Below are 26,470 nucleotides of genomic sequence, written 5' to 3'. Positions count from 1 at the left end.
CTGAACCGCCTCTTGGTCATTGAGGATCATCCAGCGCGAAGAGGTCGAGCCGTTCGGCCAGCGCGGCATCGTCCAGATGCTGCGGGTTGGCGGCGCGCATCTGGGTGCGGGCATGGGGCTTGATGCGGACGGCTTCGGCGCTGGCATTGTCGCCATGGCGGAACACGTCGATCACGCTGTCGAGATTTTCATAGACGACCGCGCGCTTCTCCGATGGCGCAGCGATCACCACCTGCAGCCCGATATCGTCGTAAAATTCGAGCAGGGTGCGCTGGTTGGGGCCGTCCATCTTGCTGAACGCCTCGTCGAACACGGCAAGGCCCAGGCCCAGCTCCGCGCGCTCATATTGCCGGCGCGCACCATGATAGATGCTGGCCAGCGCCGCGCCGATCACCACATAATAGGGCACCTGCCGCTCCGCGCCGCTCGCCGTGCCCTTGCGCTTGTCATAGCTGGTGGTGCGGCCCTTGTTCACATCCTCCATGCGCAGGTCGAAGGTGAAGTAGTTGCGGTAATCCTGATAGGCCGAGAAATCGAGCGACTCGTCGCTCAGCAGCCGTTCGACCTCCGCCAGCGCCCGGGCATGTTCGGCGTCGCGCGGGGCGGCCCGGCCAAAGAGGGCGTCGAAGGTCAGTTCGTCATGCTCGCTCTCACGCGCGAGCCGGTGGAGCGCGGCGAATTCCTCCTTGGGGCGGGCATGGAGCGTGTAGATCTCACCATGGAGCGGTCGCATCCGCAGCGCGCGGGTGAGGTTGTCCAGTTCCGAGCGCAGATCGTTGAAGCGGGCGTTCAGCTCATGGATGAAGGCGGTGCGGAAGAGCTGGCCGATCTGCTCGGCGGCTTCGTCGGCCTGGCGCCGATACTGGATCAGCTCATTCTCCTCCAGCGCCGCGATATTGGCGGCGAGCCAGGGCTTTACCTCGGTCGCGATCGCGCCGGGCAGGGCAATGGGCGCGCTATTGTCGAAATCGGCGCGATAATGGCCCAGCGTCTCGCGAATTTCGCCCTGCAACGCCTGATAGGCGTCGCGGGCCTCGTCCGCGCGCTTCATCATCTCCTGCACCAGCCGGGGCAGGGGGCGTCCGCGCTGCTGGCGATAGACCTCGCGCAGGATCGATAGGCCGGCCGATGAGCGCACCCGATCCTTGAACAGGGCGCGCCGTGAGCGCAGGCAGAGCCAGGAGCCGGGCTGGGCATCGCCCGCATCCAGCCGTCGCTGGATTTCGATCCTGGCCTGGCCAAGCTGGCCGCGCCGGCCGATCAGCTCTTCCTTTTCCTCGGTGGCGCTGCGCAGTTGCAGCTTCACCTTGTCCAGATTGTGCTGGATTGCCGGGTCGACCGTCATCGCGATCTTGTCGAGCCGGTGCTGCAATTCGGTGCGGCTTTCCTCATGCTGGTCGATCGCGGCGACCAGCAGGTCGAGCCGGTCGGCCGGATCGACATCGCCCATCAGCGGCAGCAGCTTGCGATGAATATCGTCGTGGAACCGCTCGCTTTCGGTATGGACGGCGATCAGCGCCTGCCGATCCTCGATCCGGGCGAGCAGTTCGGCCTCCATCAGCGGGGCTGCGGCGCGGCCGATCTTGAGGTCGCGGGTGCGCAGCACCTCGACCACGATGCCGCTATTATAGGCGCCATCGCGCATGATCGCGCGGCCGCCGGCCAGCAATTCCGCCTGGGTGCCGGCGAGCCGCACCTGGCCGGTGCGGAAGCGGAGGAAGGCGATAGCCAATGGGTCGTCGCTGGCAAAGACGGTGGCCAGCGAATCCGTGTCGAAGCCGGGTGGCTGTTCGGCGAGGCGGCGGCTGTTGATGACCCGGCATCCGCGGAAGCCATCGCGGTTGGCGCGCACGATCTCGACCGCGCGGGACGCATGTTCGGGATCGACCAGGATCGCCTCGCGGTCGCGGCCGAGCAGCGCCTCGGCCGCTTCGCGCCATTGCGGATCGATGATTTCGGCCACCTGGCAGAGCGTGCGCGGGCGCATATTCTCCCGCTCCAGCGCGGCCATCAGCCGCACGGTGCGATCATCCAGGCTCACCTGGCCGGCGCGGGCCTTGTCGCGGCGCGCGACCAGATCGGCCAGTTCGTCCTGCAGACCGCGCCGCTGGGCGATGGCCTGGTCGCGTCGTTCCTGGATTTTTTCGACGGTGTCGATCGCGCTGCGGCGGGCGGTGGCGATCAGTTCCTCCATCGCCAGCGGATCGCGTGGCCATGTCGGCGGCTCCAGCCCGTCGCTCTGCTGCCGCAGCGCCTCCAGCGCCTGGAACAGGGCGCCGAGCTTCAGCGGAGCGAGCCGCTCGCGATGATCGAGCAGACTGGCGCCGAGCGCAGCGGCACGGAAGCGGGCTTCGAGCCGTTGCACCACGCCGGTTCGGGCGAGATCCACGGCCTTGAGTTCACTGGCGACCACGGCGCGCTTGCCGGCCGCACCCTCCGCCACGGACTGGGCGAGCAGGCTGTCCTGCCTGTCGCCAAGCGCCGCGATCTCCGCATCGCAGCGGCCGATGTCGTGCTGGATGTCGTCCAGCGCCGCCAGCGTATCGCGTTGCTCGCGCAGATTGGCGATCAGCGCGGCCCCCGCCTCGATCATGGCGGCGAGGCGGGCCGTGCCGCGGGCGACATCCTCCCGTTCCAGCAAGGTGACGAAGCGGGATACGAGTTCGGCCAGCGCCCGCAGCGCGTCGAGCCGTCGCTCCAGTTCATGCACATCCTTCTGGATGTCGCGATAGCGCTGGATGCCCTCGCGCAGTTCGCCGATGTCGATGTCGTTCCGGGCGAGCAGGAAATTATGCACGAAGCCCTCGACCGAGCGCATATCCTCGAACGACAGGGCCATGATGAAGGCGCGAATGAAACGTTCCGGGTCGCTATGGCGCCGGCCGGTGAACAGCTGGCGCATATATTCGCGGATATGGTTGCGCGGGCCGTCGGGGCGAATGAGCTGGGTGCCGGCCGCGGCGCATGCCTGCTCCAGCCGTTCGCGCACCAGATTCCAGGGCGCCGAGCGCTGCTGCCCGCCATCCAGATGCTCGATCAGCAGTTCGCTATCCACTCGCACGCCGGGCGCGATATAGCGGCCGACCACCTGCGCATCCTCGATCGCGGACGCCTCGACGCACAGGCCCACACTCACCGGCGGGCCCACACCATCGGGGTCGTCGAACGTCAGCACGATGTGGGTGACGGATTCCTGGCGCAGAAATTCATGTTCATTGAGCTGGCCGAGGCAATAGCCGCGCAGCGTGCGTTCCGACTTGCGGCTGCCGGTTTCGCCGGCGGAACGATTGAACTGATACCAGCGCCGCGAGCCGCCGGTCATCACTGCCTGGATGAGGTCGATCAGCGTCGATTTGCCGGAGCGGTTCTGGCCCAGCACGGCGGTGTCGCCGCCGACGGCCAGGTCCTCGCGACCGAACAGATGCCATTGCACCAGTGCGATATGGGCAAGCTGCATCATGCGACCTCCTCCTCGTCGGCGTCATCCAGGTTGATGACGGGCTCCTCCGTCTCGCTTTCCTGATAGTCGCCGCCGGCCAGCAATTGTTCGAGATGGGCCATGAACTCCTCGCCGGCGACGGTGGCGATCAGCGCGCGGATGGTGATCGGCATGTCCTCCAGCTCTTCGTCGATGTCGCCCATATGGACGATCGCCCGGCGGTCGAGCGCGGTGACCAGCGCCTTGAACTCGTTGATGCCCAGCGTCGCGCGGCGGGCACGGGCGACCATGTCCTGATAGGCATCATAGGCGGCGTTGAGCGTCACCATCACGCTGCCATAGCGCTCGACATCGCCTTCCTGGATGCCCTCTTCCCACAATCGGCGGAACAGCAGCAGCACCAGCGTCTCATCGATCCGCATGCGCGGATGGCCGATCTGTTCGGTGTCGGGCAGGATGCCGGCCCAGCCTTCGCTTTCGCGCACCACCAGCCGATAGCCCGCAACTTCGAAATAATCCGCCACCAGCCGCTCGACATCGGGGCGGAGCAGGACTTCGAGCAGGGCCGATGAGCCGCGATCCTGCACATGCAGGAACTGATGGCGCAGCAACTGGCTGATCGCCTGGGTCACGCGGTGCATCCGGCGCGGATCGCGCGCCTCCAGGGTCTGAAATTCACTGAGCATCTTGTATCTCTGGGGTCACGGTGTCGCCGATGCGCGAGACGGTGAAGCCCGCGCAGTGCAGCCAGTCATTGTCGATGGTCGATCCGATATCGACCGAGAAGCGGAAATGGGGCGCCAGATGGTTGGCGATGGCATTGCCCCGGCCGTCGGCATCGGCGGCCAGCACGGACAGGCGCAGGGCTTCGAGCGTGAGGAAATCATCGACCGTCTCGATCGGAAAGCGGCTGGCCTCGCCCGATCCGAAGGGCGCCACGCGCCGTTCGAGGAAGCGGCTGACCTGTTCGGGCGTGACGGCCAGGCGGGCCAGATAGTCCCGGTCCAGCCGCTTGCGCCATTCGCGCAGGGGATCGGGCGGCGGCAGGACCAGCAGCCCGCCCGAAACCGTCGAACGATAGGTGCGCGGCCGCGCGAGCAGGGCGGGGGACCAATAGGACCGGCGCGGTTCCAGCAGGCCGGACATGGACGGCGCCATATCCTGCTCATCCGTGCGGGCGAGCAGCCGGTCGAGTTGCAGCAGCATCGGCTCGCTGCGCTGGAGAAAGCTGTTGCCGCGCCGTCCGGCATAGCGGACGGTGTTGCGCAGCCGCGTTTCCAGCCGGCTGCGATGCTGCTGGATGCGCTCGAAAGCCTCCTCTATCTGGTCGAACACGCGCCGCACCTTGTGCAGATCGTCATAGACCAGATCACGGGCGGCAGACGGATCGGGCGCCAGCCGGGCCTCATGATAGGCTTCGGCGATGGCGGCGACGTCGGCGATCGAATCCTCGATCGCGTCGAGCGCGGTAAAGATGCGATGGCGGAAGCGATAGGGATGGGACGTGGTCGAGATGGCCGCATAATCCTGCAGCAGCAGCTTCTCGACGAAATCCTCGAAATAATGGCGCAGCCGGCGGCCGACGCTGTCGCTTTCCACCACCCGCTTGTCGATGTCGCGCAGCGCGCTCAGCACGCTGCGCAGATAGCGGCCGAAGCTGGCGGCGTCGCGCGCCGCCTTGTGCAGGCCGGGGGCATTTTCCCGCGCATTGCGCTGCAGCGCTTCCAGCTCGTTCTTGACCTGGATGACAAGACCGCCAAGCTGGTCGGACAGGCCTTCGCGCAGGCTGCAGAGAAATTCGGCCAGGCGCATGGCGCCGGCCGGCATGTCGACCGTGACCTTCAGGCCATAGCGGCTTTCCTCGATCCAGCCGGTTGCCTGCAGCCGGTTGTAGATGTGCCGGGCGCGCATCATCGCCGCGCTGGTCGCCTGTGCGTCGGCGGCTTCCAGCTTGCGCCGGCGCACGCGGCGGCCGGGGCGCGCGGCCAGCTTGTCCAGCACCACCGGGCTTTCATCCTCGCGCCACAGCTCCGCATTGTCGCCCAGCAGCGTGTAGATCAGCTGGACGACCTCACCCTGGGTCGGGAAATGCAGGTCGGAACGGTAGAAGCCCTCATAGAGGCCGATCAGCACGCGCTCGTAGAGAAAGCGGTTCGACCCGGCGAACAGCGCGAAAATGTCGGAATGGAGTTGGCCGAAGAGCATCAGGCGGCAAGGCTCATCGCGGGGGATGGCATGCTATCCGGCATGGGCGCGACGATCGGGATATCGCCGGCGCACTGCGTGTCGGACAGGAACGGGTAACGGGCAGGCTGGCGCATTGTCCTCGGCAATGCCGGCGAAGCGCCTGACGAAGGCCGGTGCGCGGCGTCGCGCAAGGCCATCGACAGGGGCTTGTCCAGCAAAAATATGGGTTCGGGCGGCGCAGATGCCATGTTCGAGCGAGCCGGGCAAGCCGATGGCGGAATTGCGGGAAACGCGATGATTTTGATGTATAACTTGTAAAACACATCCTGTTCCTGACGATATTTTCTGTAATTTCATATATTAAGGGCGATCCTGTTGTGCGGGATGGATCGTCATTTTGCGAACAGAAGAAGCAATTTGCCCTTAACCATTATAAAATGCTTCTATGGCCTAATAATGCCATGGACGAGGCCGGTCTCCTTAATGATTTGAACAGTTGTTCGCGGACCGTTCGCAACGAAGCGCCCTGTGCGTCTTCCTGCGCTATTTCCGCCTATATTCCCGCGGCCTTGCTGATGCTGGCCGGATTGGTCGGGTTGGCGGCGGCGTGGATCATGAGCGGCAGCGGTTCGGGGCGCTATCTGGTGATCGCGCCGTGGGGGGCGTCGCGGGCCGATGCCATCAACCTGGTCCGGGCGGCCGACGGCGGTCTGGTCGGCATGGGGCGCCTGTCCAACATCATCATTGCCGGGTCGACCCGGCCGGATTTCGCGGCGGCGTTGCGCAAGGCGGGGGCCTGGGGCGTGATCGCAACGCCGTCGCGGATCGAATGCGGCGAACCATTGCCGGGGGGGCAGACATCATGATTATCGAGCTGGACAAGTTGCGTTTCCACTTTGGCCGCTTCCTCGTGCCGCTCTTCTGGGCGCATGTCCCGTTGCTGGCGACCATTGCCCTTCTGACCGGCCATTCGCCGATCGGTGCAGCGTTGGGCGGCACATTGCTGGCGGGCGCCTATCATCTGACCTGGTGGCGTCAGGGCATTGCCCCTGCGACCCGCTATCTGTCCGCCGTCGCGCTGATGGGCGAACCGGCGATGCTGCTGTTCCTGCTGCGCGGCCACGCCTGGCAGATGGACATGCACATGTATTTCTTCGCCATGCTGGCGCTGACGATCGCATGGTGCGACAAGCGCGCCATCCTGGCGGCGGCGACGGCGACGGCGCTGCATCATCTGCTGCTGCTCTATCTGCTGCCCTATGCGGTGTTTCCGGGGCAGGGCAATCTGGAACGGGTGCTGCTGCACGCGGGCATCGTCGCCTTCCAGACGGCGGTGCTGGTCTGGCTGAGCGACAAGCTGGTGGAGAGCTTCCAGCGCAACCAGAAGATGGGCGAGGAGATATTGGCCAAGAATCAGGCGTTGGAGGCGCGGACCCGCGAGGCGGAGGAGGCCAATCGCGCGAAGAGCCTGTTCCTGGCCAATATGAGCCATGAAATCCGCACGCCGATGAATGCCATATTGGGCTTTTGCCATCTGGTCGCCCGGACCGACCTCGACCCCAAGCAGCAGGATTATATCGGCAAGATCAACCAGGCCGGCGTGTCGCTGTTGCGGCTGATCAACGACATCCTTGATTTCTCGAAGAATGAAGCGGGCAAGCTGACGCTGGAGGCGCATCCCTTCACCCTGCGGAGTGCGATCGAGAACCAGATTCAACTGGTCGCGGCCAATGCCGAGGCGAAGCAGGTCAGGGTCGTCTCGCGGGTCGACGCCGATGTGCCCCAGCGGCTGATCGGCGACGAAATGCGCTTCTGTCAGGTGGTGCTTAACCTGATGAGCAATGCCGTCAAATTTTCCGAGGAAGGCACCGTCACCATCGGCCTGTCGGCGTCCGAGCAGAATGGCCGGGTACGGCTGAAGCTGACGGTGCGCGACACCGGCATCGGCATGACCCCCGAGCAGCAGAAATCGCTGTTCCATTCCTTCACCCAGGCGGACAGTTCGACCACACGGCGGTTCGGTGGCACCGGCCTTGGCCTTGCCATCTGCCGGCAGATTGTGGAGCAGATGGGCGGCGACATCGCGGTCGAGAGCGCACCCGGCCAGGGCAGCACCTTCATCTGCCACATGCTGATGGACGCGGACGACCGGGCGATGGGACTGGAAATGCCGATGTCGGCGCATGTCCGCCGGCTGCGCGTGCTGGCAGCAGACGATAATCCGGCCTCGCGCCAGATCATCCATGATGTCTTTGCCGGCTGGGGCATGGCGGTGGACCTGGTGGCGTCGGGCGGCGAGGCGATCGCCGCGATCGAACATGCCGACGAACGGGGCGAACCCTATGATCTGGCCCTGCTCGACTGGAAGATGCCCGGCCTGGACGGCATGGAGACGGTCGATGCGCTGCGCACCAAGGCGCTGCGGCATCCCTGTCCCAAGGCGCTGATCATTACCGCCTATGGCGCCGACGATCTGTTGCACGGCGTCGATACCGACAAGGTTGCCGCCTTCCTGACCAAGCCGGTCGTCCCCAAGCTGTTGCTGGACACGATCACCGAGATTTTCGCCGAGGAACATGCGCCCGTCGTCCATGTCGCCGCGCCGGCCGTGCCCGCCCTGCCGATGGTGGCAGAAGAATTGCGCGGGCTGCGCGTGCTGCTGGTCGAGGATAATGAGATCAACCGCGAGATTGCGGCCGAACTGCTGGACGATGCCGGGCTGAAGGTGGATTTCGCGGAAAATGGCCGCATCGCCTGCGACATGGTGCGCGAGAAGGGGGCGGGCTATGCCGCCGTGCTGATGGACGTGCAGATGCCCGAAATGGACGGCATCAGCGCCACCCGCATCATCCGCGAGCAATGGAGCGCCGAGGATCTGCCGATCATCGCGATGACGGCCCATGCCTATGAGGAGGAAAAGCAGCGCTGCAGGACTGCGGGGATGAACGATCATATCGCCAAGCCGGTCGAACCACCGGTGTTGGTCCGGGTGCTGGATCGCTGGCTGAAGGCCGGGCGGTCGGTCGCGGAGCCAACGCCGCCGGTTGCGCCATCGGTTGCAACCCCGTCGCTGCCCGATCGACTGCCGCCTTTCGACCTGCCCGCCGCACTGGCGCGGGTCAATGGCAAGACCGGACTGCTGCGCAAGCTGATCGTCACCTTCGGTGACAGCTATGACCATGTCGCGCGGGATTTGCGGGCGCATATGGCGGCCGGATTGCTGCCCGATGCGCGGCGCCTGGCCCATAGCCTGAAGGGTGTGGCCGGATCGCTGGAACTGCCCGGCGTCCAGCAGATCGCGTCGGACATCGAACGGATGCTGGCGGCGGGGGAGACCGGGGCGGCGCTGGTCGCGATCGTCGATCTGGAGGCCGCCATCGCGCCGGCCATCGCCGCAGCGCGCAGCCTGACGGGCAGCGATCAGGCGCCGGATGTCGCGATCATCGCCGTGCAGGATAGCGGTGCCGTTGAACAGGCGCGCGCCGAACTACGCGGCCTGATCGCGCGCCGGAGCCTGAGCGCACGCGCCGGGTTCGAGCGGCTGGCTCAGGTGATGGGTCTGACGCCGGATCAGCGCGCGCGCCATCCGGTGCAGCGGGCGCTGGAGCAACTGGATTATGAAACCGCCCTCGCACTGATTGATACCGATGCGTCGGACGCGGACACAGCAGCCCAGTCGGTCGACCGGGCAGGAGCGACATCATGAGCAAGGCCACCATCCTGATCGTCGATGACGAGATTTCGAACATCGAAATCATGAATGCCGTGCTGGAGGATGATTATGAAATCTGCTTCGCCACCTCTGGCCAGCAGGCGCTGGACATCGCGCGCACGGTGCAGCCCGACCTGATCCTGCTGGACGTGCTGATGCCGGGGATCGACGGCTTCGAAGTCTGTCGCCAGATCAAGGCGGACAGCATGCTGGCCGACATGCCGATCATCTTCACCACCGGGCTTGGCGATACCGAGGACGAGATGCGCGGCCTGTCGCTGGGGGCCATCGATTATGTGACGAAGCCGATCCAGCCGGCGATATTGCGCGCACGGGTCGGCAATCATGTCGAACTCAAGCGCCTGCGCGATCAATTGGCAGCCATGGCCGTCACCGATGCGCTGACGGGGCTCAGCAATCGTCGTCATATGGAGCGGTCGTTGCAGACGGAGTCCGCACGACTGGCCCGGACCGGCGAATGGCTGTCGGTAATCATGCTCGACATCGATTTCTTCAAACAGTTCAACGACACCTATGGCCACCCGGCCGGGGATCGCTGCATTGCCATGGTCGGTGCCGCGCTGACCCGTGCGGTCAAGCGCGCGACCGACCTGCCGGCGCGCTATGGCGGCGAGGAGTTCGCCTGCATCCTGCCCGGCGCGGACCCACAGGGGGCCGAAATGGTCGCGCAGGAAATCAGGCTGCAAATCCAGTCGCTGAACATCCCCCATGCCCAGTCGCAGGTCAGCCCCTTCATCACCGTCAGCATCGGCGTAGCCAGCGCTCGCTGCCATGCTGATATGGCTGCCGATCTCTGGATGGCCGAGGCGGATCGCCAGCTTTACGCGAGCAAGCAGCGCGGGCGCGATTGCATCACGACGACGCAATTCGATGGGCAGACGTGCGAAGGCTATTCCTTGGCCGCCAACGAGTAGGCGCTATCAGGCGCACATGACCTGACCCATGGCCGTCTGATCAGAAAATGACCGTCACCAGCACCGTGTCCGAATAGCTGCCGGGCGCGACATTCTGCCCTGCCGGGATACGGCCATAGACGGTCGTGGTCTGATCCAGACTAAACAGCGCGATGAAATTGCTGGTCACCGTCTGCGATCCGCCGGTCCCATCGCCCCAGACCTGATTGCGCGCGTTGCTGGTGTAGAGATTATAGGCGAGCGTCGAGCCGCCGCTGGTCAGGACGCGCGGCGCATAGGTGGACGATGTCCCCTTGCTCAGCTGGATCGTGTAGCTGCCGCCCAGCGCGACCACCAGCGAGCAGCGCACGCGCACCGTTCCCGATGAATCATTATCCCCGCTGGCGACCGGGTTGTAATTGCCGAAGCTCAGGCCGCTCGCCGATACGGTGCAGGTGCAGAGGGCCAGGGGATCGCACGCCGCCTGCGCGGGTGCCGCCATGAACAGGGCCGTCAGCGCGGCCGCAACGGCGTAGAGGGCATGGCCGACGCGCATCCTCATCCTCCTTATGGCACGCATGTCAGCGGCCCGATCACTGGTAGCATTTCGTCCGGCACGGCGTCGACCCGAACATGACAGGGGCCGTCCCCCGTATCGACGGTCAGAATCATGCCGGGATGAAGGTTGCGGATGAAGACGGCGCCATCATTGCCGACGAAGGATTTTTCATTTTCCGCGGTGACGCTGGCGCCAATTTCCGCCGGCGCGCCGTCCGGCATGACGATACGCAATGTCGCCGGATGCTCCCGGACCGCAACGAAACGCACGCTGACGGCACCACGGTAGCGTGGCACCACCCTGATCTGGTCATTGGGCATCCGGATGTCGATCGGCACGTCCGCCGCCGCGATGCTGAGGCGATTGACTTCATAGGGGCGCAGGTCGGGAATGACGGCCATGCCATGGGCGTCGGTCCGGGCGACCAGTCGGTTTTCCTGATAGATGCGCACATCGGCCTGGCCGGGCACGCGCACCACGGCAAAGCCGCTTTCCACCCGGCGGGTCGGGAACAGCGCGCCATCGGCCAGCAACAGGCCGCCCTGGCCGGTGACGCGCCCGCCGGTTTGTCCACCGGCACGGTCCACCTGCGCGGTCATCTCCGCCGCATTGCCGCGCCACAAAAGCTCGCCCTGTTGCTGCGCATTGCTGCCGGTCGAAATCGCTGCCCGATAGCCCCAGCCTCCACTTTGCGGCGGGGTGCTGCGCATTTCCGCCCGCACGCCACCCCGGTCGGCCTGGAGATAGGCGCTGCTGCGCGGGCCGAAGGGGATGGTCAGATTGAAGCCGATGCTGTTTTCATGGCCGCTTTCCGAAAAGTGGCTGCGGATCGCGTAGGCGCTGACAAAGGCCTTGTCGCGCAGGGACAGGCTGTAATTGCCCGACAGGACGCGGGCGGACTGGCTGTCGGCATAGGTCAGGCTGGTATAGGATGCGCCGATCGTGCCCATGGTGCCCAGGCTCCATCCGGCAGAGCCTTGCACCTGTTCCACGATCCGCTCGCTGTCGCGCTCAACACCGATTTCGCGATAGCGGTTCGAGGCCCGCTGGTAACTGAGAGCGACGTTCCAGGTCGGCGCGTTGCGGGCAAAGGCCGCGCGATACAATAGGCCCTCACCGGCCTGGCTTGCCGATCCCGCTGCCGCAAGGCTGATCTCGCCGATCGGAACGATGATCATGTTGACGCCGCCGCCGGCCATGGTGACGTCGGCGCTGGCTTCGGCCCGTCCCTCGATCGTCAGCCGGTCGGTCAGGCCACGGCGATAGGTGCCGGCCAGGAAGGGATTGTCATAGCCGAAGCTGCGCAGCCCATAGCCCCGCCGTTCGGCGCCTGCTTCCATCGACCATGACGCCAGGCCCGCGCGCAGCAGATGGGAACTGACATAATAGCTGGAGGTGACGCGCCGCTCCACGCCCAGTGGATCGCGGATCACCAGCGTCACCTGGCCGGCACCCGTGACCAGCGGCACCTGGTTGATGGAAAATGGCCCTTGGCCGACGTCGGTCTGGAAGCGTTGGGTGCCGTTCACCAGCAGCTCCACGTTCGACGGCACGGCGGCGCTGCCGGCAAGGGACGGCGTCGGAAAGGTCAGGAGGCTTGGCTGCAGGGCGAACTCGGTGCCGAAGCGCATGCCGCCAAAGCGGATCTGCCGCGTCCAGTCGCGTGCGTCTGTCACGCCATCGCCGATGACGAGGCGTGTCAGGTTGATCGGATCGTCACGCAGATAATAGCTGTCCAGCCGGGTCGCCCGGCCATAGACCGTGCCGTTGCCCAGCAGCATGCTGTTCGACACCACGCCCCAGTCATCGGACAGCCCCGCCTCCACGAAGGCGCCCAGGCGCGCCTTGCCGGCATATTCGGCCGAAATGTCATAGTTGAGGAAGGCAGCGAGCATATTGTCGCTGGGCGCCGCGACGGCGCTGGCAGGCGCAACGCTGGTCGCCTCGAAGGCTTCGGGCGACACCGTCAGCAATAAGGCCTGGTTAGGCTCGTCAAAGGCGGCCGCGACACCGCCGAGCGCGGACAGCGCGACAAAGGCGTCGCCATCGATCATCGTTGCCGTGCCGGTCGACGGGCGCATCCGCCAGGCCGCCAGATCCGTCACGCGCACCAGGAACGCGCCGGCGCGCCGCGCAAGCAGATAGTCGCCTGGCAACAATCGCCCGTTGAGCGTGACCGAGGCCAGTATCATTGCCGGTGTCGCCGTTGCGTCTGCCGTCGTTGCAACTGCGCCTGCCGCCGGCGCGCGGTCCTGCGCGCGGGCAATGCCGCAACTGGCCACGACGCAGGGCAGGACAAGAAGGGCGCTAGCGCGTCCCACCGGCATGGGATGCCGCCTGGAGGACGAGCGGCGCGGACAGGGTGCGCTGGCCGGTGGCCGCGTCCAGCGTCAGCTTCTCTCCGCCGCGCACCGGCCGTTGCATGTCGAACAGGAAGCTGCGTGTCGCGCCGGGGAGGATGTAGATCGATTCCTGCCTCGTCGCCAATGGCGTGCCGTCGGCCCGCTTCAGGTCGAGGCGATTGAGGTGGACATGTGCGCTGCCTTCATTGCGTGCGGTCAGCATGAGCTGCCTGTCATTGGTGGCGGTCAGTTGCCACGCCAGGGATGCCTGCGCACCGGGCGCGGTCACGAAGATCGGGATGCTGACACGGAGCAATGTGCGGATCTCGCCCGCGGCGGTCGGGCGATCGGTCGGGATTTCCTCCAGGAAGACGCGATAGCTTTTTTCGGTCGGCGCGGGGGCCGTGCGCAGGCCGAAGCGCGCAATCTGCTGCCCGCCTGGGGCTATTTCGAACAGTGGGGGATTGGCCAGGATGTCGCGTGTTTCCTCGAACAGATCCTGCCCGTTGTCCTGCCGCCATGCCACGACCCGCACCTGCATGCGGGCCGGTGCATCGCCGCTATTTTCGATCGTCATCGTCTCGACCGGGGTCTTGTCGTCAAGCGCGACCAATACCGGATAGATTTTCAGCGTCGCGGCCCAGCCGGAGGCGGGTGGCGTCAGGGCGAGCAGGGCCGCCGCTGCGCATCGTGCGAACATCTTGGGCATGGTCGCCTCGCTCCGGACCGATCAATAGACGACGTTGACGGTGATGGTGTCGCTATAGGAACCGATCGGGACATTCTGGCCGGCCGTGATCCGGCCATAGACGGTCAGGGCATTGGTGCCGACCGGCGCCGTCGCGGCGGCGGTGTCGGTTGCAGGTGTGTTGCCCCAGTTCGTCGTGTGCGCCGAATCCTGGTACAGCGCATAGCTCAACAGATTGCTTCCGCTCGACATCTTGCGCGTGGTCACGGTCGCCCCCGATGCCGTGCCCGCGGTCAGGCCGACCGTATAGGTGGTGCCGACCGTGCAGAGAACCGACAGGGTGGACGTGGCGTCGGTCGGCCCGCTTGCGGTCGGGTCATAATTGCCGAACGCCAGCGCCGTGGCCGACACGACGCAGGCCTTGATCACGGTTGCGGTAACCGGGAAGGTCGTGGTGGTGGTGGCTGCCTGGGCTGTGCCTGCCAGGCCGGAGAGCAGGGTAGCGGCCGCGAAGGATGCGGCCAGTTTGAAACGAAACATGTGTCCTCCAACGCCTCACGCTTTGATGGAGGGAGTATCGTCAATATCGGTTAATAACGCGCTTTTGGGCAAAAGACGGCTTTACCAATATTTTGCGTAAATAGCGTTCGCTGCAAGACAAGGGGGAAAGCCTGTCAGAACTCGTAGGACAGGATGTCGCCATGTCGGCCATCATCCATGTTGCTATTGCGAGGGGAAAGGGTTGCTCTGCTATCGACGGATGATTTCGTCACTCGGTAAGGATCTTGTCTGCAATTTCTAACGGCTTCGTCAGTGGAAATGCGGCAGGGCTGCACGACAACCGCGCCGACCAGCAGGGAGCCATGCGCGGCCTGTTGCGCAGGCGCAGCGGTGCCGATGAGCATCGATCCTGCCATCAGGAAGGTGCGGCCGGAATAGCGCAACATGCAAATCACCCTGCTTCGTTGCGCCCTCCTACCGGATCGAAGCGGCGGCAGATAGCGATTCCTGAACGACGGTGAAGGAGAAGCCTGGTCATTAAATATGGAATCTACGCACAGTCTTGAAAGCTGCAGTGTGACGGCTGGTCATGGCGGATTTCTCTGTTCGTCTGGAAGAGGAGAAACGGAGGGGTAACTGTACTGGAACGGACTGGAACGGCCCCCGCCAATTTGGCCTGGCGGGCCGGATCGCACTGTGGAGTGCGCGCTTTCGATCAGTCGTGATCGATTGCGCGCCAGTGCGATCCATGAAGCACTCGATCAGATTGCATCATGCTGTTCCCGTGATAGCCCCGCCTGATCGCGGCGCGCTGCCATCGCCTGCAAGGGGCCAGGACGATCAGAGGAAGAGGTAGATCGTGATGCAGACGCAAAGGATTGCCACGACGAACCAGGCGATCGGCCAGCTTTCGTTCTGACCCTCATGGGCGGAGACGGAGTCGATCGGCGCAGGCGTGGTTTCTGTTCCGTGATGTTTCTCCTCCGTCTGCTTGAGCGCAGGATTGAGGGAGGGGTCGGACCTGTCGTTCTGGGACATATCGCTCTCATTTTCCTGGGGGCGTCAGAAATGTGAACCGCAATCGGATGCGGCGAGACGCCAGTGGATCATCGCGTGCAGGCAAGTCTGTCCGGGATCGCCGCTATCCCGCAGTGCGGACATCAGTGTGGCCCAATCTTCCTCCGACGCCGCGCGGGAGAAATCGGCGACAGCCATGCGGACGAAGCCGGTAGCCGTCAGGCCGGCCGCCGCTGCGGTGGCGCGCACCTGCCCGTGCATTTCAGGGCTTGAGGATTCGAGCCACTTGGCCATGCCGGGCGCGGAGGCTTTTGCCAGCGCCAGAATATCGCCCAGCATCATGCTCAAGTCTCAATCCCACCCACGATGATGCCTTCGACCTGTCCCTGGGAAGCGAGCGTGGCAACATAGCGGGTCGCAGCCATCGACCAGCTGCGGGCTTCGAGCATGTCGGCGATTTTTTCGCGCACGATGTCGAAAGGCAAGTTTTGGCCGGCCAGTCTGCGGTTCAGGCGGACCACATGCCAGCCGAAGCGCGACCGTATCGGCTCCCGCCCGGTTTCGCCGTCCCCCAGCGCTTCGATCGCCCGTTGCACTTCAGGGACGAGTTCGCCCCTGCGAATTTGCCCCAATGATCCATCCTGCTGGGCGGAGGCGCAGGCAGAATGGTGACGGGCGGCCTTGGAAAATGCCTGATGATCATCGTTCACGTCTGCTGCGAGCGACCGGGCGAAGACTTCCGCGGCAGCCCATTGCCCCGGTTCGTCACCTTCCGGCTCGATCAGGATATGGGCCGCATCGAAAAGATCGGGCGTCCGGAACCGCTCGCGATTGCCGTCATAGTAGCGGCGGCATGTCGTTTCGCTAGGCGCCTCAGGAACGATTTCATGCTCCAGCAGCAGCCGGATGAGGGCTTCGTCGTCGGTCTCGTGACGCCCGGCTTCGTCGCAGTCATTTTCCGCCGCGATGCCGAGACGGGTGGCTTCCTGCAGGAGAAGCGCGCGCACCGCGAGCGCGCGCGCGGCCTCGGTCCACGCCGTCTGGGCATCCGCCGCGGGATGATGCTGTATCTCCTGCGCGATCGCTTCGGCGGTGATCTCCACGCCGTTCACGAAGACTTCGCCAAAAGCGGGCGGCGGCGGCGTTCCGGCATCGGAACAGCCGCATCCGCCGCTCTGGCAAGCGCTGGGCATCGACACCTGTTGAAAGGTGGCGACGTCGATGATGTCCGGGCTTCTGTTCATGCGCCCTCCTGTCCGCTTTCGGCCATCTGTCGAAGCACCGTGGGGCCACCATAGCTCGGCGCGCCGCCGGCTTGCCCCTGAGTGCGGGAATAGTCCTGCGCTGCCCTGCGGCCGCGTCTCCGCACGATCTGGAAACCTGGGCGGAAGATATACCAGATCGGCGCACTGAAGACATGGACGAGGCGGGTAAAGGGTGTGATCACGAACAGCGTCAGCCCCAGGACGATGTGCAGCTTGTAAACCAATGGCACGTCGATGAGCAGGTCTGCGGCACCGGGATTGAGCGTTTCGAGCCCCTGCGCCCATCCCATGAACTTCAGCATCTCGTCACCTTCCAGATGCTGGACGGTCCAGAATGTGGTCGAGATTCCGAGCAGAAACTGGCACCAGATCATGACCAGAACGAGGATGTCGCCCCATGAGGAACTGCGGCGGATGCGCGGATCGAACAGACGCCGATGCAGCAGGAGCGAACAACCGATGAAACCCATGATGCCGGCAACACCGCCGACCGACATGGCTGCGATCTGCTTGAAGCTGTGGCTGATGCCGAGCCGATCGATCACGGTCACGGGCGTCAGCAGCCCGACGAAGTGGCCGCCGAGCAGGATCAGCACCCCCATGTGGAAGAGGTTGGAGCCGAGCACCATCTGTTTGCGGCGCAGGAACTGGCTCGATTGCGAGCGCCAACTGAACTGGTCCGCATCGAACCGCAGGATACTGCCCACGACGAGCACCGTTACGGCGAAATAGGGATACCAGCCGAAGGCGAGTTGGTGAATCATCTCCTGCATCACGCTTGCTCCCTGCCAACCGGGCGGTTGGCGGCGCGAATTTTCGCGGTCACGCCGTTTGGTCCGCCCATTTCATGCGCGCCGCCGAAGGTGACGGGCGCTTCTTCCCATTCCTCATCGAGGCGACCGGGATCATCGTCGGGCGCGTTGCGCTGGAGTTCCTCAAGCGCATTGCGGTCGAGGCGCTGGCCGCCCAGTTCGACAAGCGCGGCGAAGATCGCGGCATAGGGGGATGCGCGCTTTTCCAGCCGTTCGGACAGGGCCGCAAAGACATGCCCGGGCTGCGCCAGCCATTCGCGCGCCTCGTGCGGGGGGAGGCATGAGGCAAATTCGAGGAAGACGGGAATGAAGTCGGGCAATTCCCCGCTGTCGAGATAGAAGCCGGCGGCAAGATACTGGCTGCCCAGATCGATCATCGCCTGCCCCCGTTCGCGATTGTCGCCATGGACATGCTCGAACAGATGCAGCGAGAGCGAGCGGGAGCGATCGAAATGCTCGCTATATTCCGCCTGCAAATCCAGCAGATCGCCCGCGCCCAGGCGCAGCAGCAGGCGCTCCATGGCGGCGCGCCGGGGGCTGGAAAGAGCTGCTTCCCCCCGCAGGGCAAAGGCCAGCGCACGTGCCTCCTCCTGCAATTCCTGCGATGGATAGCCCAGCAGCATCGCGGCGATCCGGAGCGTGTTCTGCATGGTGCCAGCCTCCTTCTTCCGGTTCATGTCGGCACATCCATCATCGGCTTGCGCGGGGTGCGTTTTGCCCCCCCGAACAGGTTGAGCTTCGTGGCGCCATTGCTGTCCTCGCGGAAGCCGAAGCCGGATGATCCACGCAGGACATAGGCGTCCTCCTCGAACTCGCGGTGCGCGGTGGGAATGACATAGCGGTCTTCATAGGCAGCAAGCGCCATGATCCGGTACATCTCCTCGACCTGAGCCCGCGACAGGCCGACACGGGCCGGGATCGCCTCGTCGATGCGTCGCTCTATGCTCTTGGCCCGCATGAAGGCGCGCATGGCCAGCATCCGCTCCAGCGCGGCGGCGATTGGCGCCTCGTCGCCGGCGGTGAGCAGATTGGCGAGGTAGCGCAGGGGAATGCGCAGCGACCGGACATCGGGCATGCCGTCCTTCGATGAAATCTTGCCCGCTTCGGCTGCCGACTGGATCGGTGAGAGCGGGGGCACATACCAGACCATCGGCAAGGTGCGATATTCGGGATGCAGCGGGAAGGCGACCTTCCACTCGACCGCCATCTTGTAGACGGGCGACCGGATGGCTGCCTCCAGCCATTGTTCCGGCACGCCCTCGCGCCGGGCGGCCTCCTGCACCGCGACATCGTGAGGATCGAGGAACAGGCCGAGCTGCGCCTGGTAGAGATGGGCAGGATCCTCGACCGAGGCGGCTTCCTCGATCCGGTCGGCATCGTAGAGCACGACACCAAGGTAGCGGATGCGCCCGACGCAGGTTTCCGAACAGACGGTCGGCTGGCCGGTCTCGATCCGGGGATAGCAGAAGATGCACTTCTCCGACTTCCCGGTAGACCAGTTATAGTAGATCTTCTTGTAGGGGCAGCCCGACACGCACATGCGCCAGCCGCGGCATTTTTCCTGATCGATCAGGACGATCCCGTCCTCCGCCCGCTTGTAGATCGCACCCGACGGGCAGGATGCGAGGCAGGCGGGGTTCAGGCAATGCTCGCACAGGCGCGGCAGATACATCATGAAGGTCTTTTCGAACTGGCCGTAGATCTCCTTCTCGACCCCTTCGAAATTATAGTCATGGCTGCGCTTCTCGAATTCGCCGCCCAGCATGTCTTCCCAGTTGCCGCTATTCTCGATCTTGTTGAGCTTTTCGCCGGTCAGCAGGGAGCGCGGCCGGGCGGTGGGTTGTGCCTGCAGTTCGGGGGCGGATTGCAACCACTCATATTCGAACGTGTAGGGTTCGTAGAAATCGTCGATCTCGGGCAGGTGCGGATTGGCGAAAATCTTCGAGAGGATGCGCCATTTGCCGCCTTGCTTGGGCTGGATCGAGCCGTTCTTGCCGCGAACCCATCCCCCCTTCCAGCGTTCCTGATTTTCCCAATCCTTGGGATAGCCGATGCCGGGCTTGGTCTCGACATTGTTGAACCAGGCGTATTCCACGCCCTCGCGGTTGGTCCAGACATTCTTGCAGGTGATCGAACAGGTATGGCAGCCGATGCACTTGTCCAGATTGAGCACCATGGCGATCTGCGCGCGGACCTTCATCGTGCGGACTCCTTCGTTTGCGTTCCCCATCCGGCGTCGTCGGCGCTGGCGACATCGTCGGCCGCCTTGTCGAACCAGTTGATCTCGCTCATCTTGCGCACGATCACGAACTCGTCGCGGTTGGCACCCACGGTGCCATAATAGTTGAAGCCATAGGCAAGCTGCGCATAGCCGCCGATCATGTGGGTGGGCTTCATGTTGATGCGGGTGATCGAATTGTGGACGCCGCCGCGTTGGCCGGTGATCTCGGAGCCGACCGTGTTCACCAGCTTTTCCTGGGCATGATACATCAGCGCGGAGCCGGGCATGATGCGCTGAGAAACGATGGCGCGGGCCGTGACCGCGCCATTGAGGTTGAACAGTTCGATCCAGTCATTGTCGACGATGCCGGCGGCCTTGGCGTCATCCTCGCTGATCCACACCGTCGGCCCGCCGCGATTGAGGCTGAGCAGCAGCAGATTCTCGGTATAGGTCGAGTGGATGCCCCATTTCTGGTGCGGCGTCAGGATGTTGAGCATGATCTCCTTCTGGCCGTTGGGCAGCTTGCCGGAGACTTCACGGACGGTGCGGGTATCGATGGGCGGGCGCCAGGTGACGAAGCCTTCGCCGAAGGCACGCATCCAGTGATGATCCTGGTAGAGCGACTGTCGTCCGGTCAGCGTGCGCCAGGGGATGAGTTCGTGCACGTTGGTGTAGCCGGCATTGTAGCAGACATGTTCGCTCTCCAGTCCCGACCAGATCGGCGAGGAGATGATCTTGCGCGGTTGGGCGACCACGTCGCGGAATCGGATCTTCTCCTCCTCCTTGCCCTCGGCCAGATGCGCATGCTCGCGACCGGTGAAGACGCCGAGCGATTGCCAGGCCTTGATAGCGACTTCGCCGTTGGTTTCCGGCGCGAGCATGAGGATCGTCTCGCAGGCATCGATATCGCTGTCGATCCGGGGACGTCCGGCCGTGGGGCCGTCGGGCACGCGACCATTGAGGTCGCCGAGCATCGAGACTTCCCGTTCGGCATTCCAGATCATGCCCTTCGCGCCATTGCCAAGCTGTTCGAGCAACGGCCCCATCGAGGTGAAGCGGGCGAACGTTTCGGGATAGTTGCGCTCAACCAATGTTACCAGGGGCATCGTCTTGCCGGGCACGGGATCGCACTCGCCCTTCATCCAGTCCTTGGGTTCATAGGGCTGTGCCAGTTCGCCCGGCGTGTCGTGCTGGATCGGTGTGAGGACCACATCATGTTCGACGCCGAGCACCTCGGGGCACACATCCGAGAATTTCTTGGCGATCTCGCGGAAGATGTTCCAGTCGCTCTTGGCTTCCCATGCCGGATCCACCGCCGCGGAGAGCGGATGGATGAAGGGATGCATGTCCGACGTGTTGAGGTCGTGCTTTTCATACCAGGTGGCGGTGGGCAGCACGATGTCGGAATAGATGCTGGTCGTCGACATGCGGAAATCGATATTGACCATCAGGTCCAGCTTGCCGACCGGAGCCTCGTCATACCAGATCACGTCCTTGGGGCGCTGGATGTCGGGATTCTGGTCAGTGCCGACGACGCCGTGCATCGATCCCACCAGATGCTTGAGGAAATATTCATGCCCCTTGCCGCTGGCGCCCAGCACGTTGGATCGCCAGAAGAACATGTTGCGCGGCCAGTTGCGCGGGTTGTCGGGGTCGCGCCCGGCCGGCCGGATCGCCCCGCTGCGCATTCCATCCGCGATCACTCTGCCAGCGTCGGCCTCGGTCTCGTGGAAATGCCGGCCAAGTTCCAGAGGATTGGCTTCGAATTGCGGAGCGGACGGAAGCCAGCCCATTCGTTCGGCCTTTGCATTGAAGTCGATCATCGCGCCCGACCAATCCCCGTCCGGGGCCAGCGGGGACAGTAGTTCCGACACTTTCAGCGTCTCGTACCGCCACTGGTCGGAATGGGCGTAGAAGAAGCTCGTCCCGTTCATCTGGCGCGGTGGGCGCGACCAGTCGAGCCCGAAGGCGAGGGGGAGCCAGCCGGTTTGCGGCCGCAACTTTTCCTGCCCGACATAATGCGACCAGCCCCCGCCGGACTTGCCGATGCATCCGCACATCACCAGCAGGGCAATGATGCCGCGATAGCTCATATCCATATGATACCAATGGTTCAGGCCGGCGCCGAGGATCACCATTGAACGCCCTTCGGTCTGCTCCGCGTTGGCGGCGAACTCGCGTGCCACCTGGATGATCGCCTGGCGTGGGACGCCGGTCACCTTTTCCGCCCAGGCGGGGGAGAAAGGCACGTCGGCATCATAATCGGCGGCGACATTGTCTCCGCCAAAGCCGCGATCCACGCCATAGTTCGCGCAGAACAGGTCGAAGACCATGGCGACCGGGCCTGACGTGCCATCCGCGAATGCAAGGGTCTTGACCGGGACATGGCGCAGCAGGATCTGGTCATGGTCGGTCGCGACGAAGCCGTTGGCCGCTTCCGATCCGAAATAGGGGAAGGCGACCGGGACGACGGAATCCTCGATCCCGGCCAGGCTGGTGCGCAGCTTGACCGGATCGCCGGAGGCTTCCTTCTCCTCCAGGTTCCACTTGCCCTCTTCGCCCCAGCGGAAACCAACCGATCCCAGCGGGGCGACCAGCCGGCCGCTCGCCTCGTCGATCGCCACGACCTTCCACTCGGGATTGTTGGTTTCGCCCAGCGCGCCGGGCAGGTCGGCGGCCCGCAGCATATGGCCGGGCACCAGCTTTCCGTCCCGTTCCTCCAGTCGCACCAGCAACGGGAAGTCCGAATATTTGCGCGTATAATCGTCGAAATAGGGGACTTTGCGGTCGATATGGAATTCGCGCAGCACGACATGGCCGAGCGCCAGGGCGAGGGCGGCATCGGTGCCCTGCTTGGGATGGAGCCACAGGTCGGAGAATTTGGCCGCCTCATTATAGTCCGGCGCGATCACCACGCTCTTGGCACCGCGATAGCGGACCTCGGAATAGAAATGCGCGTCCGGAGCGCGGGTCATGGGAATGTTCGAGCCCCAGACCAGCAGGAAACCCGAATTATACCAATCCGCGCTTTCGGGCACGTCGGTCTGCTCGCCCCAAGTCTGCGGGCTGGATGGCGGCAGGTCGCAATACCAGTCGTAGAAGCTCAGGAGATTGGCGCCGATCAGCGAAAGATAGCGCGATCCGGCCGCATAGGAGATCATCGACATGGCCGGGATCGGCGAAAAGCCGGCGATCCGGTCCGGGCCATATTCCTTGATGGTATAGGCATTGGCGGCCGCGATGATCTCACTCGCCTCGTCCCAGCCGACGCGCACGAAACCGCCCCGTCCACGCCGGGTGACCCAGTCGCTGCGCTTGGCCTCATCCGCCACGATCGCGCGCCAGGCCGCTACCGGGGGCAGACTGCGCCGCGCCTCGCGCCAGTGACGGACCAGCCGTTCACGCACCAGCGGATATTTCACCCGGGTGCCGGAATAGAGATACCAGCTGTAGCTGGCGCCGCGTGGACATCCCCGCGGTTCATGATTGGGCAGGTCGGGACGCGTGCGCGGATAATCCGTCTGCTGGGTTTCCCAGGTTACGATCCCGCCCTTGACGTAGATTTTCCAGGAACAGGAACCGGTGCAGTTCACGCCATGCGTCGACCGCACGATCTTGTCCGCTGCCCAGCGCTTGCGATAGGCGTCCTCCCAGGCCCGCGTCTCGTCGGTGGTAATGCCGTGGCCGTCCGCGAACTTGTCCTGCTGGCGGCGAAAAAAGGTGAGACGGTCGAGGAGGTGGCTCATGCGGTTTGTCCCTGCCTTGCAATGGGGGATCGACCGCGCAGGGCGCGATCACGAAGGATGCCATGGGGACCGGAATAGGCGATCCAGGTCACGGCGGCACAACTGAGGAAAAACAGCAGGAAGGCGACCAGGGCCGGTCCCGCGCCGCCGGTGGCGGCGATCGACGATCCATAGGCCTTGGGGATGTAGAAGGCGCCAAAGGCCGCAATGGCGGAAATGAAGCCGGTGACGGCGGCGGATTCGCGCTCGGCCTGGTGGAGACGCGCCTGCTCATCGACGTTCGGCATGGCGCGCGCCACTTCCCAGCGCATGATCGCAGGCACCATCTGAAAGGTCGATGCGTTGCCGATCCCGCTGATCAGGAACAGCAGCAGCACGGTTGCGAAGAAGCCCCAGAAATTGTGGGCATTGAGGAACCAGATCATGCCGGCGGTGGCGAAGGCCTGGCAGATGAAGACCCAGAATGTCACCCGCGCGCCGCCGACACGGTCTGCGACCCAACCGCTGCCAGCGCGCGCCAAAGCACCGATGAGCGGGCCGAGAAAGGCCAACCGCAGGGCGTCAACTTCGGGGAATACGAGTTTCGCCAGCAGCGGAAAGCCGGCGGACATGCCGATGAAGGTGCCGAATGTGCCGGTGTAGAGCCAGCACATCACCCAGGTATGGCGGCGTCCGAAGATCGTCGCCTGATCGGCGAAGGAGGCCCTGGCGCTGGCGATGTCGTTCATCCCGAACCAGGCTGCGGCCATGCCGATCAGGACAGGTGGTACCCAGACGAAGCCGGCATTCTGCATCCAGATCGCCGTACCATCCGATGCGGTTTGCGGACCGCCGCCCAGCGTGCCGAACAGGCCCATGGTGACGACCAGCGGCACCAGCGCCTGCATCACGCTGACCCCCAGATTTCCGAGCCCGGAATTGATGGCCAGCGCGTTGCCCTTTTCCGCCTTGGGGAAAAAGTAGCTGATGTTCGCGACCGATGAGGCGAAATTGCCGCCGCCAAAACCGCAGAGCAGCGCCAGGGTGAGGAAGATGAGGAAGGGTGTCTGCGGATCCTGCACGGCGTAGCCGATGCCGAAGGCCGGGATCAGGAGCGTCGCGGTCGACAGGGTGGTCCATAGCCGTCCGCCGAAGATCGGCACGAGAAAGGCATAGAAAATGCGAAAGATCGCACCTGAAATGCCCGGGATCGCCGCCAGCCAGAATAATTGCGAGGTGGTGAAGGCAAAGCCGATTGCCGGCAGGCGCGAAACCACCACGCTCCATACCATCCACACCGCGAAGGATAGCAGCAGGCAGTAGGTCGATATCCACAGGTTCCGGCGCGCAATCGGCCTGCCCGTCGCCTGCCAGAAGGCCGGGTCTTCCGGTCGCCAGTCGACGAGGGTGGCGGTGCGGGCCGGCGCGGGGGGCAGGCCAGGTTCGCCAAAACCCTGAAGTTCGGGCAGTTCGGGCACTGCCGTTGCATTCGTCGCCCCTCGTTCCATCGCCCTTATGGCGAAATGCATCCATATGAGTGCGGTGCTTGCCAGCAGGAAGAGCAGGGCGAAGCAACTTGTCCAGATGCCGGTAAGGTCGGCGAGCAGGCCGAAGGCGAAGGGCAGCAGGAAGCCACCCAGTCCGCCGACCATGCCCACGATGCCGCTGACCACGCCCACATGATTGGGATAATAAAGGGGGATATGCTTGAAGACCGCGGCCTTGCCGAGGCTCATCACGAAGCCCAGCACGAATAGGGTCACGACAAAGGGGACCAGTGCCATCTCGGTATGGAAGCGGATGAGGCCGCGGGTGCCGGTGATCGCATAGTCGGTGGGTGGATAGGAAAGCAGGAAGGTGCAGGCCACCGAAATGCCGAAGGTGGCATAGAGCACCGCGCGCGCGCCTATCCGGTCCGACAGATAGCCGCCATAGATGCGGAACAGGCTGGCGGGGATCGAATAGCAGGCGGCCAGAATGCCAGCGGTGACAAGGTCGAGCCCATAGACGTCCATCAGATAATGGGGCAGCCACAATGTCAGGGCGACGAAGGCGCCGAACACGAAAAAATAATAGAGCGAGAAACGCCATATCTGCGGGTTTAGAAAGAGTGCGAGGTCGACGGCTTTCGCACCTCGATCCGCCCGCCGATCGCGCGATTTCGGATCCTCGCGGGTGAACAGCAGGAAGAGAAGGGCGGCTGCCAGCAGAACGGCTGCCCAGACCTGGGCGACGCCCTTCCAGCCCAGGGCGATCATGACCATGGGCGCGAGCAATTTGGTCACCGCCGCCCCGACATTGCCGGCGCCGAAGATGCCGAGCGCCATGCCCTGTCGTTCCGGCGGATAAAAGGCCGAAACGAACGAAACCCCGACCGAGAAGGCGCCACCGGCCAGGCCGACGCCCAGCGCGCCGAGCAGGAGAAGGACATAATTGTTGGCAAGCGACATGAGGAAGGTCGCGCATGCTGCGCAGATCATGACGCCGGCAAATATCCTTCGGCCGCCGAACCGATCGGCCCAGGCGCCGAGAAATACCCGCGAAATCGATCCGCTGAGTATCGGCGTGCCCGCCAGCAGCCCGAATTGGGTGTCGCTCAGTTGCAGGTCCTGCTGAATACCCAGGCCGATGATCGAGAAGATGGTCCAGACCGCGAAGCATATGGTGAACGCGCCAGTGCTGAGCGCCAGGATGCCATGTGCGCCGGTTTCGGAGGCGGTTCTCGGGCTCACGTAAGGACGGTCCTTGCGGTAACTCCGTGTCGTGCCAGTTCGAAAAAATATGTCGCTAAAAGAGAATCCATACGGCTTCGACCTCGCGAAGATGCGTATAATCGGGCGCGACATTCATAAGAATGCGCGAAGATTTTCTTTAATTTCCATAGTTTGCGGCAATGTGCCGATGCGATCCGGATTTTTGCAGCAAATCGAATCGCGATCAAGTAGGGGTTAACCCGATGCTTCTATTGTTTCTGTGCGGATGGCTGTAGCGGATCGGCGGCCTGGCATCTGAACGATAGGGGTGCTGACCTTTTTACAGGTGGCTGCTCGTCTCTGAAAAAAAAACCTGCTATTGCGCCGCCTGCGCG

General features: G+C 64.1%; 19 protein-coding genes. 3 read left to right on the top strand and 16 right to left on the bottom strand.

The window, feature by feature from the left end:
• Positions 1 to 16: 16 nt before the first annotated feature.
• From GGQ90_RS17350 to GGQ90_RS17340, 3 genes are read right to left on the bottom strand one after another with little or no spacing between them, the layout of a single operon-like run.
• The gene (locus GGQ90_RS17350) at positions 17 to 3,460 is read right to left on the bottom strand and encodes an SbcC/MukB-like Walker B domain-containing protein (protein WP_188083237.1); all 3,444 of its coding nucleotides are present in this window, start codon (positions 3,458 to 3,460) and stop codon (positions 17 to 19) included.
• Positions 3,457 to 4,125 (bottom strand): DUF4194 domain-containing protein, encoded by a 669-nt coding sequence (locus tag GGQ90_RS17345; RefSeq protein ID WP_188083236.1) that lies wholly within the window; start codon positions 4,123 to 4,125, stop codon positions 3,457 to 3,459. Before GGQ90_RS17345 ends, GGQ90_RS17350 begins: the two co-directional genes overlap by 4 nt.
• On the bottom strand, positions 4,115 to 5,644 hold the full coding sequence (locus tag GGQ90_RS17340; protein ID WP_188083235.1) for a Wadjet anti-phage system protein JetA family protein: 1,530 nt from the start codon (positions 5,642 to 5,644) through the stop codon (positions 4,115 to 4,117). Before GGQ90_RS17340 ends, GGQ90_RS17345 begins: the two co-directional genes overlap by 11 nt.
• Before the next feature lie 557 nt (positions 5,645 to 6,201).
• Here GGQ90_RS17340 and GGQ90_RS17335 point away from each other — a divergent pair.
• From GGQ90_RS17335 to GGQ90_RS17325, 3 genes are read left to right on the top strand one after another with little or no spacing between them, the layout of a single operon-like run.
• Positions 6,202 to 6,492, top strand: coding sequence for a hypothetical protein (locus GGQ90_RS17335; RefSeq protein WP_246428295.1), 291 nt, complete (start codon positions 6,202 to 6,204; stop codon positions 6,490 to 6,492).
• A complete protein-coding gene (locus GGQ90_RS17330; protein ID WP_188083233.1) occupies positions 6,489 to 9,332 on the top strand; it encodes a response regulator in 2,844 nt (947 codons plus the stop codon). Before GGQ90_RS17335 ends, GGQ90_RS17330 begins: the two co-directional genes overlap by 4 nt.
• Positions 9,329 to 10,273 (top strand): diguanylate cyclase, encoded by a 945-nt coding sequence (locus GGQ90_RS17325; RefSeq protein WP_188083232.1) that lies wholly within the window; start codon positions 9,329 to 9,331, stop codon positions 10,271 to 10,273. Before GGQ90_RS17330 ends, GGQ90_RS17325 begins: the two co-directional genes overlap by 4 nt.
• A 40-nt stretch (positions 10,274 to 10,313) precedes the next feature.
• Here GGQ90_RS17325 and GGQ90_RS17320 read toward each other — a convergent pair whose 3' ends face one another.
• The 13 genes from GGQ90_RS17320 to GGQ90_RS17260 form a co-directional block, all read right to left on the bottom strand.
• Positions 10,314 to 10,808 carry a Csu type fimbrial protein gene (locus GGQ90_RS17320; RefSeq protein WP_188083231.1) on the bottom strand — a complete coding sequence of 165 codons (495 nt, stop codon included), beginning with the start codon at positions 10,806 to 10,808 and terminating at the stop codon, positions 10,314 to 10,316.
• Between the two features lie 11 nt (positions 10,809 to 10,819).
• Positions 10,820 to 13,138 (bottom strand): fimbria/pilus outer membrane usher protein, encoded by a 2,319-nt coding sequence (locus GGQ90_RS17315; protein ID WP_246428285.1) that lies wholly within the window; start codon positions 13,136 to 13,138, stop codon positions 10,820 to 10,822.
• On the bottom strand, positions 13,119 to 13,862 hold the full coding sequence (locus GGQ90_RS17310) for a fimbrial biogenesis chaperone (RefSeq protein ID WP_188083230.1): 744 nt from the start codon (positions 13,860 to 13,862) through the stop codon (positions 13,119 to 13,121). Before GGQ90_RS17310 ends, GGQ90_RS17315 begins: the two co-directional genes overlap by 20 nt.
• A 21-nt stretch (positions 13,863 to 13,883) precedes the next feature.
• Entirely contained in the window at positions 13,884 to 14,381 is a 498-nt protein-coding gene (locus GGQ90_RS17305) for a Csu type fimbrial protein (protein WP_188083229.1), read from the bottom strand.
• Between the two features lie 134 nt (positions 14,382 to 14,515).
• The gene (locus GGQ90_RS17300; protein WP_188083228.1) at positions 14,516 to 14,788 is read right to left on the bottom strand and encodes a hypothetical protein; all 273 of its coding nucleotides are present in this window, start codon (positions 14,786 to 14,788) and stop codon (positions 14,516 to 14,518) included.
• Positions 14,789 to 15,182: 394 nt separating this feature from the next.
• Entirely contained in the window at positions 15,183 to 15,380 is a 198-nt protein-coding gene (locus GGQ90_RS17295) for a hypothetical protein (protein ID WP_188083227.1), read from the bottom strand.
• Positions 15,381 to 15,404: 24 nt separating this feature from the next.
• On the bottom strand, positions 15,405 to 15,707 hold the full coding sequence (locus tag GGQ90_RS17290; RefSeq protein ID WP_188083226.1) for a hypothetical protein: 303 nt from the start codon (positions 15,705 to 15,707) through the stop codon (positions 15,405 to 15,407).
• Positions 15,704 to 16,462 (bottom strand): peptidylprolyl isomerase, encoded by a 759-nt coding sequence (locus tag GGQ90_RS17285; protein WP_188083225.1) that lies wholly within the window; start codon positions 16,460 to 16,462, stop codon positions 15,704 to 15,706. Before GGQ90_RS17285 ends, GGQ90_RS17290 begins: the two co-directional genes overlap by 4 nt.
• Positions 16,463 to 16,599: 137 nt before the next feature.
• Positions 16,600 to 17,397, bottom strand: coding sequence for a respiratory nitrate reductase subunit gamma (narI, locus tag GGQ90_RS17280; RefSeq protein ID WP_188083224.1), 798 nt, complete (start codon positions 17,395 to 17,397; stop codon positions 16,600 to 16,602).
• A complete protein-coding gene (gene narJ, locus GGQ90_RS17275) occupies positions 17,397 to 18,086 on the bottom strand; it encodes a nitrate reductase molybdenum cofactor assembly chaperone (protein ID WP_188083223.1) in 690 nt (229 codons plus the stop codon). The genes narI and narJ overlap by 1 nt, the downstream gene beginning before the upstream one ends.
• Before the next feature lie 23 nt (positions 18,087 to 18,109).
• Entirely contained in the window at positions 18,110 to 19,636 is a 1,527-nt protein-coding gene (narH, locus tag GGQ90_RS17270; protein ID WP_188083222.1) for a nitrate reductase subunit beta, read from the bottom strand.
• On the bottom strand, positions 19,633 to 23,403 hold the full coding sequence (locus GGQ90_RS17265) for a nitrate reductase subunit alpha (protein ID WP_188083221.1): 3,771 nt from the start codon (positions 23,401 to 23,403) through the stop codon (positions 19,633 to 19,635). The genes narH and GGQ90_RS17265 overlap by 4 nt, the downstream gene beginning before the upstream one ends.
• Positions 23,400 to 26,114 carry a nitrate/nitrite transporter gene (locus tag GGQ90_RS17260; RefSeq protein WP_223178311.1) on the bottom strand — a complete coding sequence of 905 codons (2,715 nt, stop codon included), beginning with the start codon at positions 26,112 to 26,114 and terminating at the stop codon, positions 23,400 to 23,402. The genes GGQ90_RS17265 and GGQ90_RS17260 overlap by 4 nt, the downstream gene beginning before the upstream one ends.
• Between the last annotated feature and the right edge of the window lie 356 nt (positions 26,115 to 26,470).

The organism is Sphingobium scionense, assembly GCF_014197035.1.
Taxonomy (GTDB): Bacteria; Pseudomonadota; Alphaproteobacteria; order Sphingomonadales; family Sphingomonadaceae; genus Sphingobium; species Sphingobium scionense.
The sequence above is the reverse complement of the archived record's forward strand: the minus strand, read 5'-3'. Positions and strand labels throughout refer to the sequence as shown.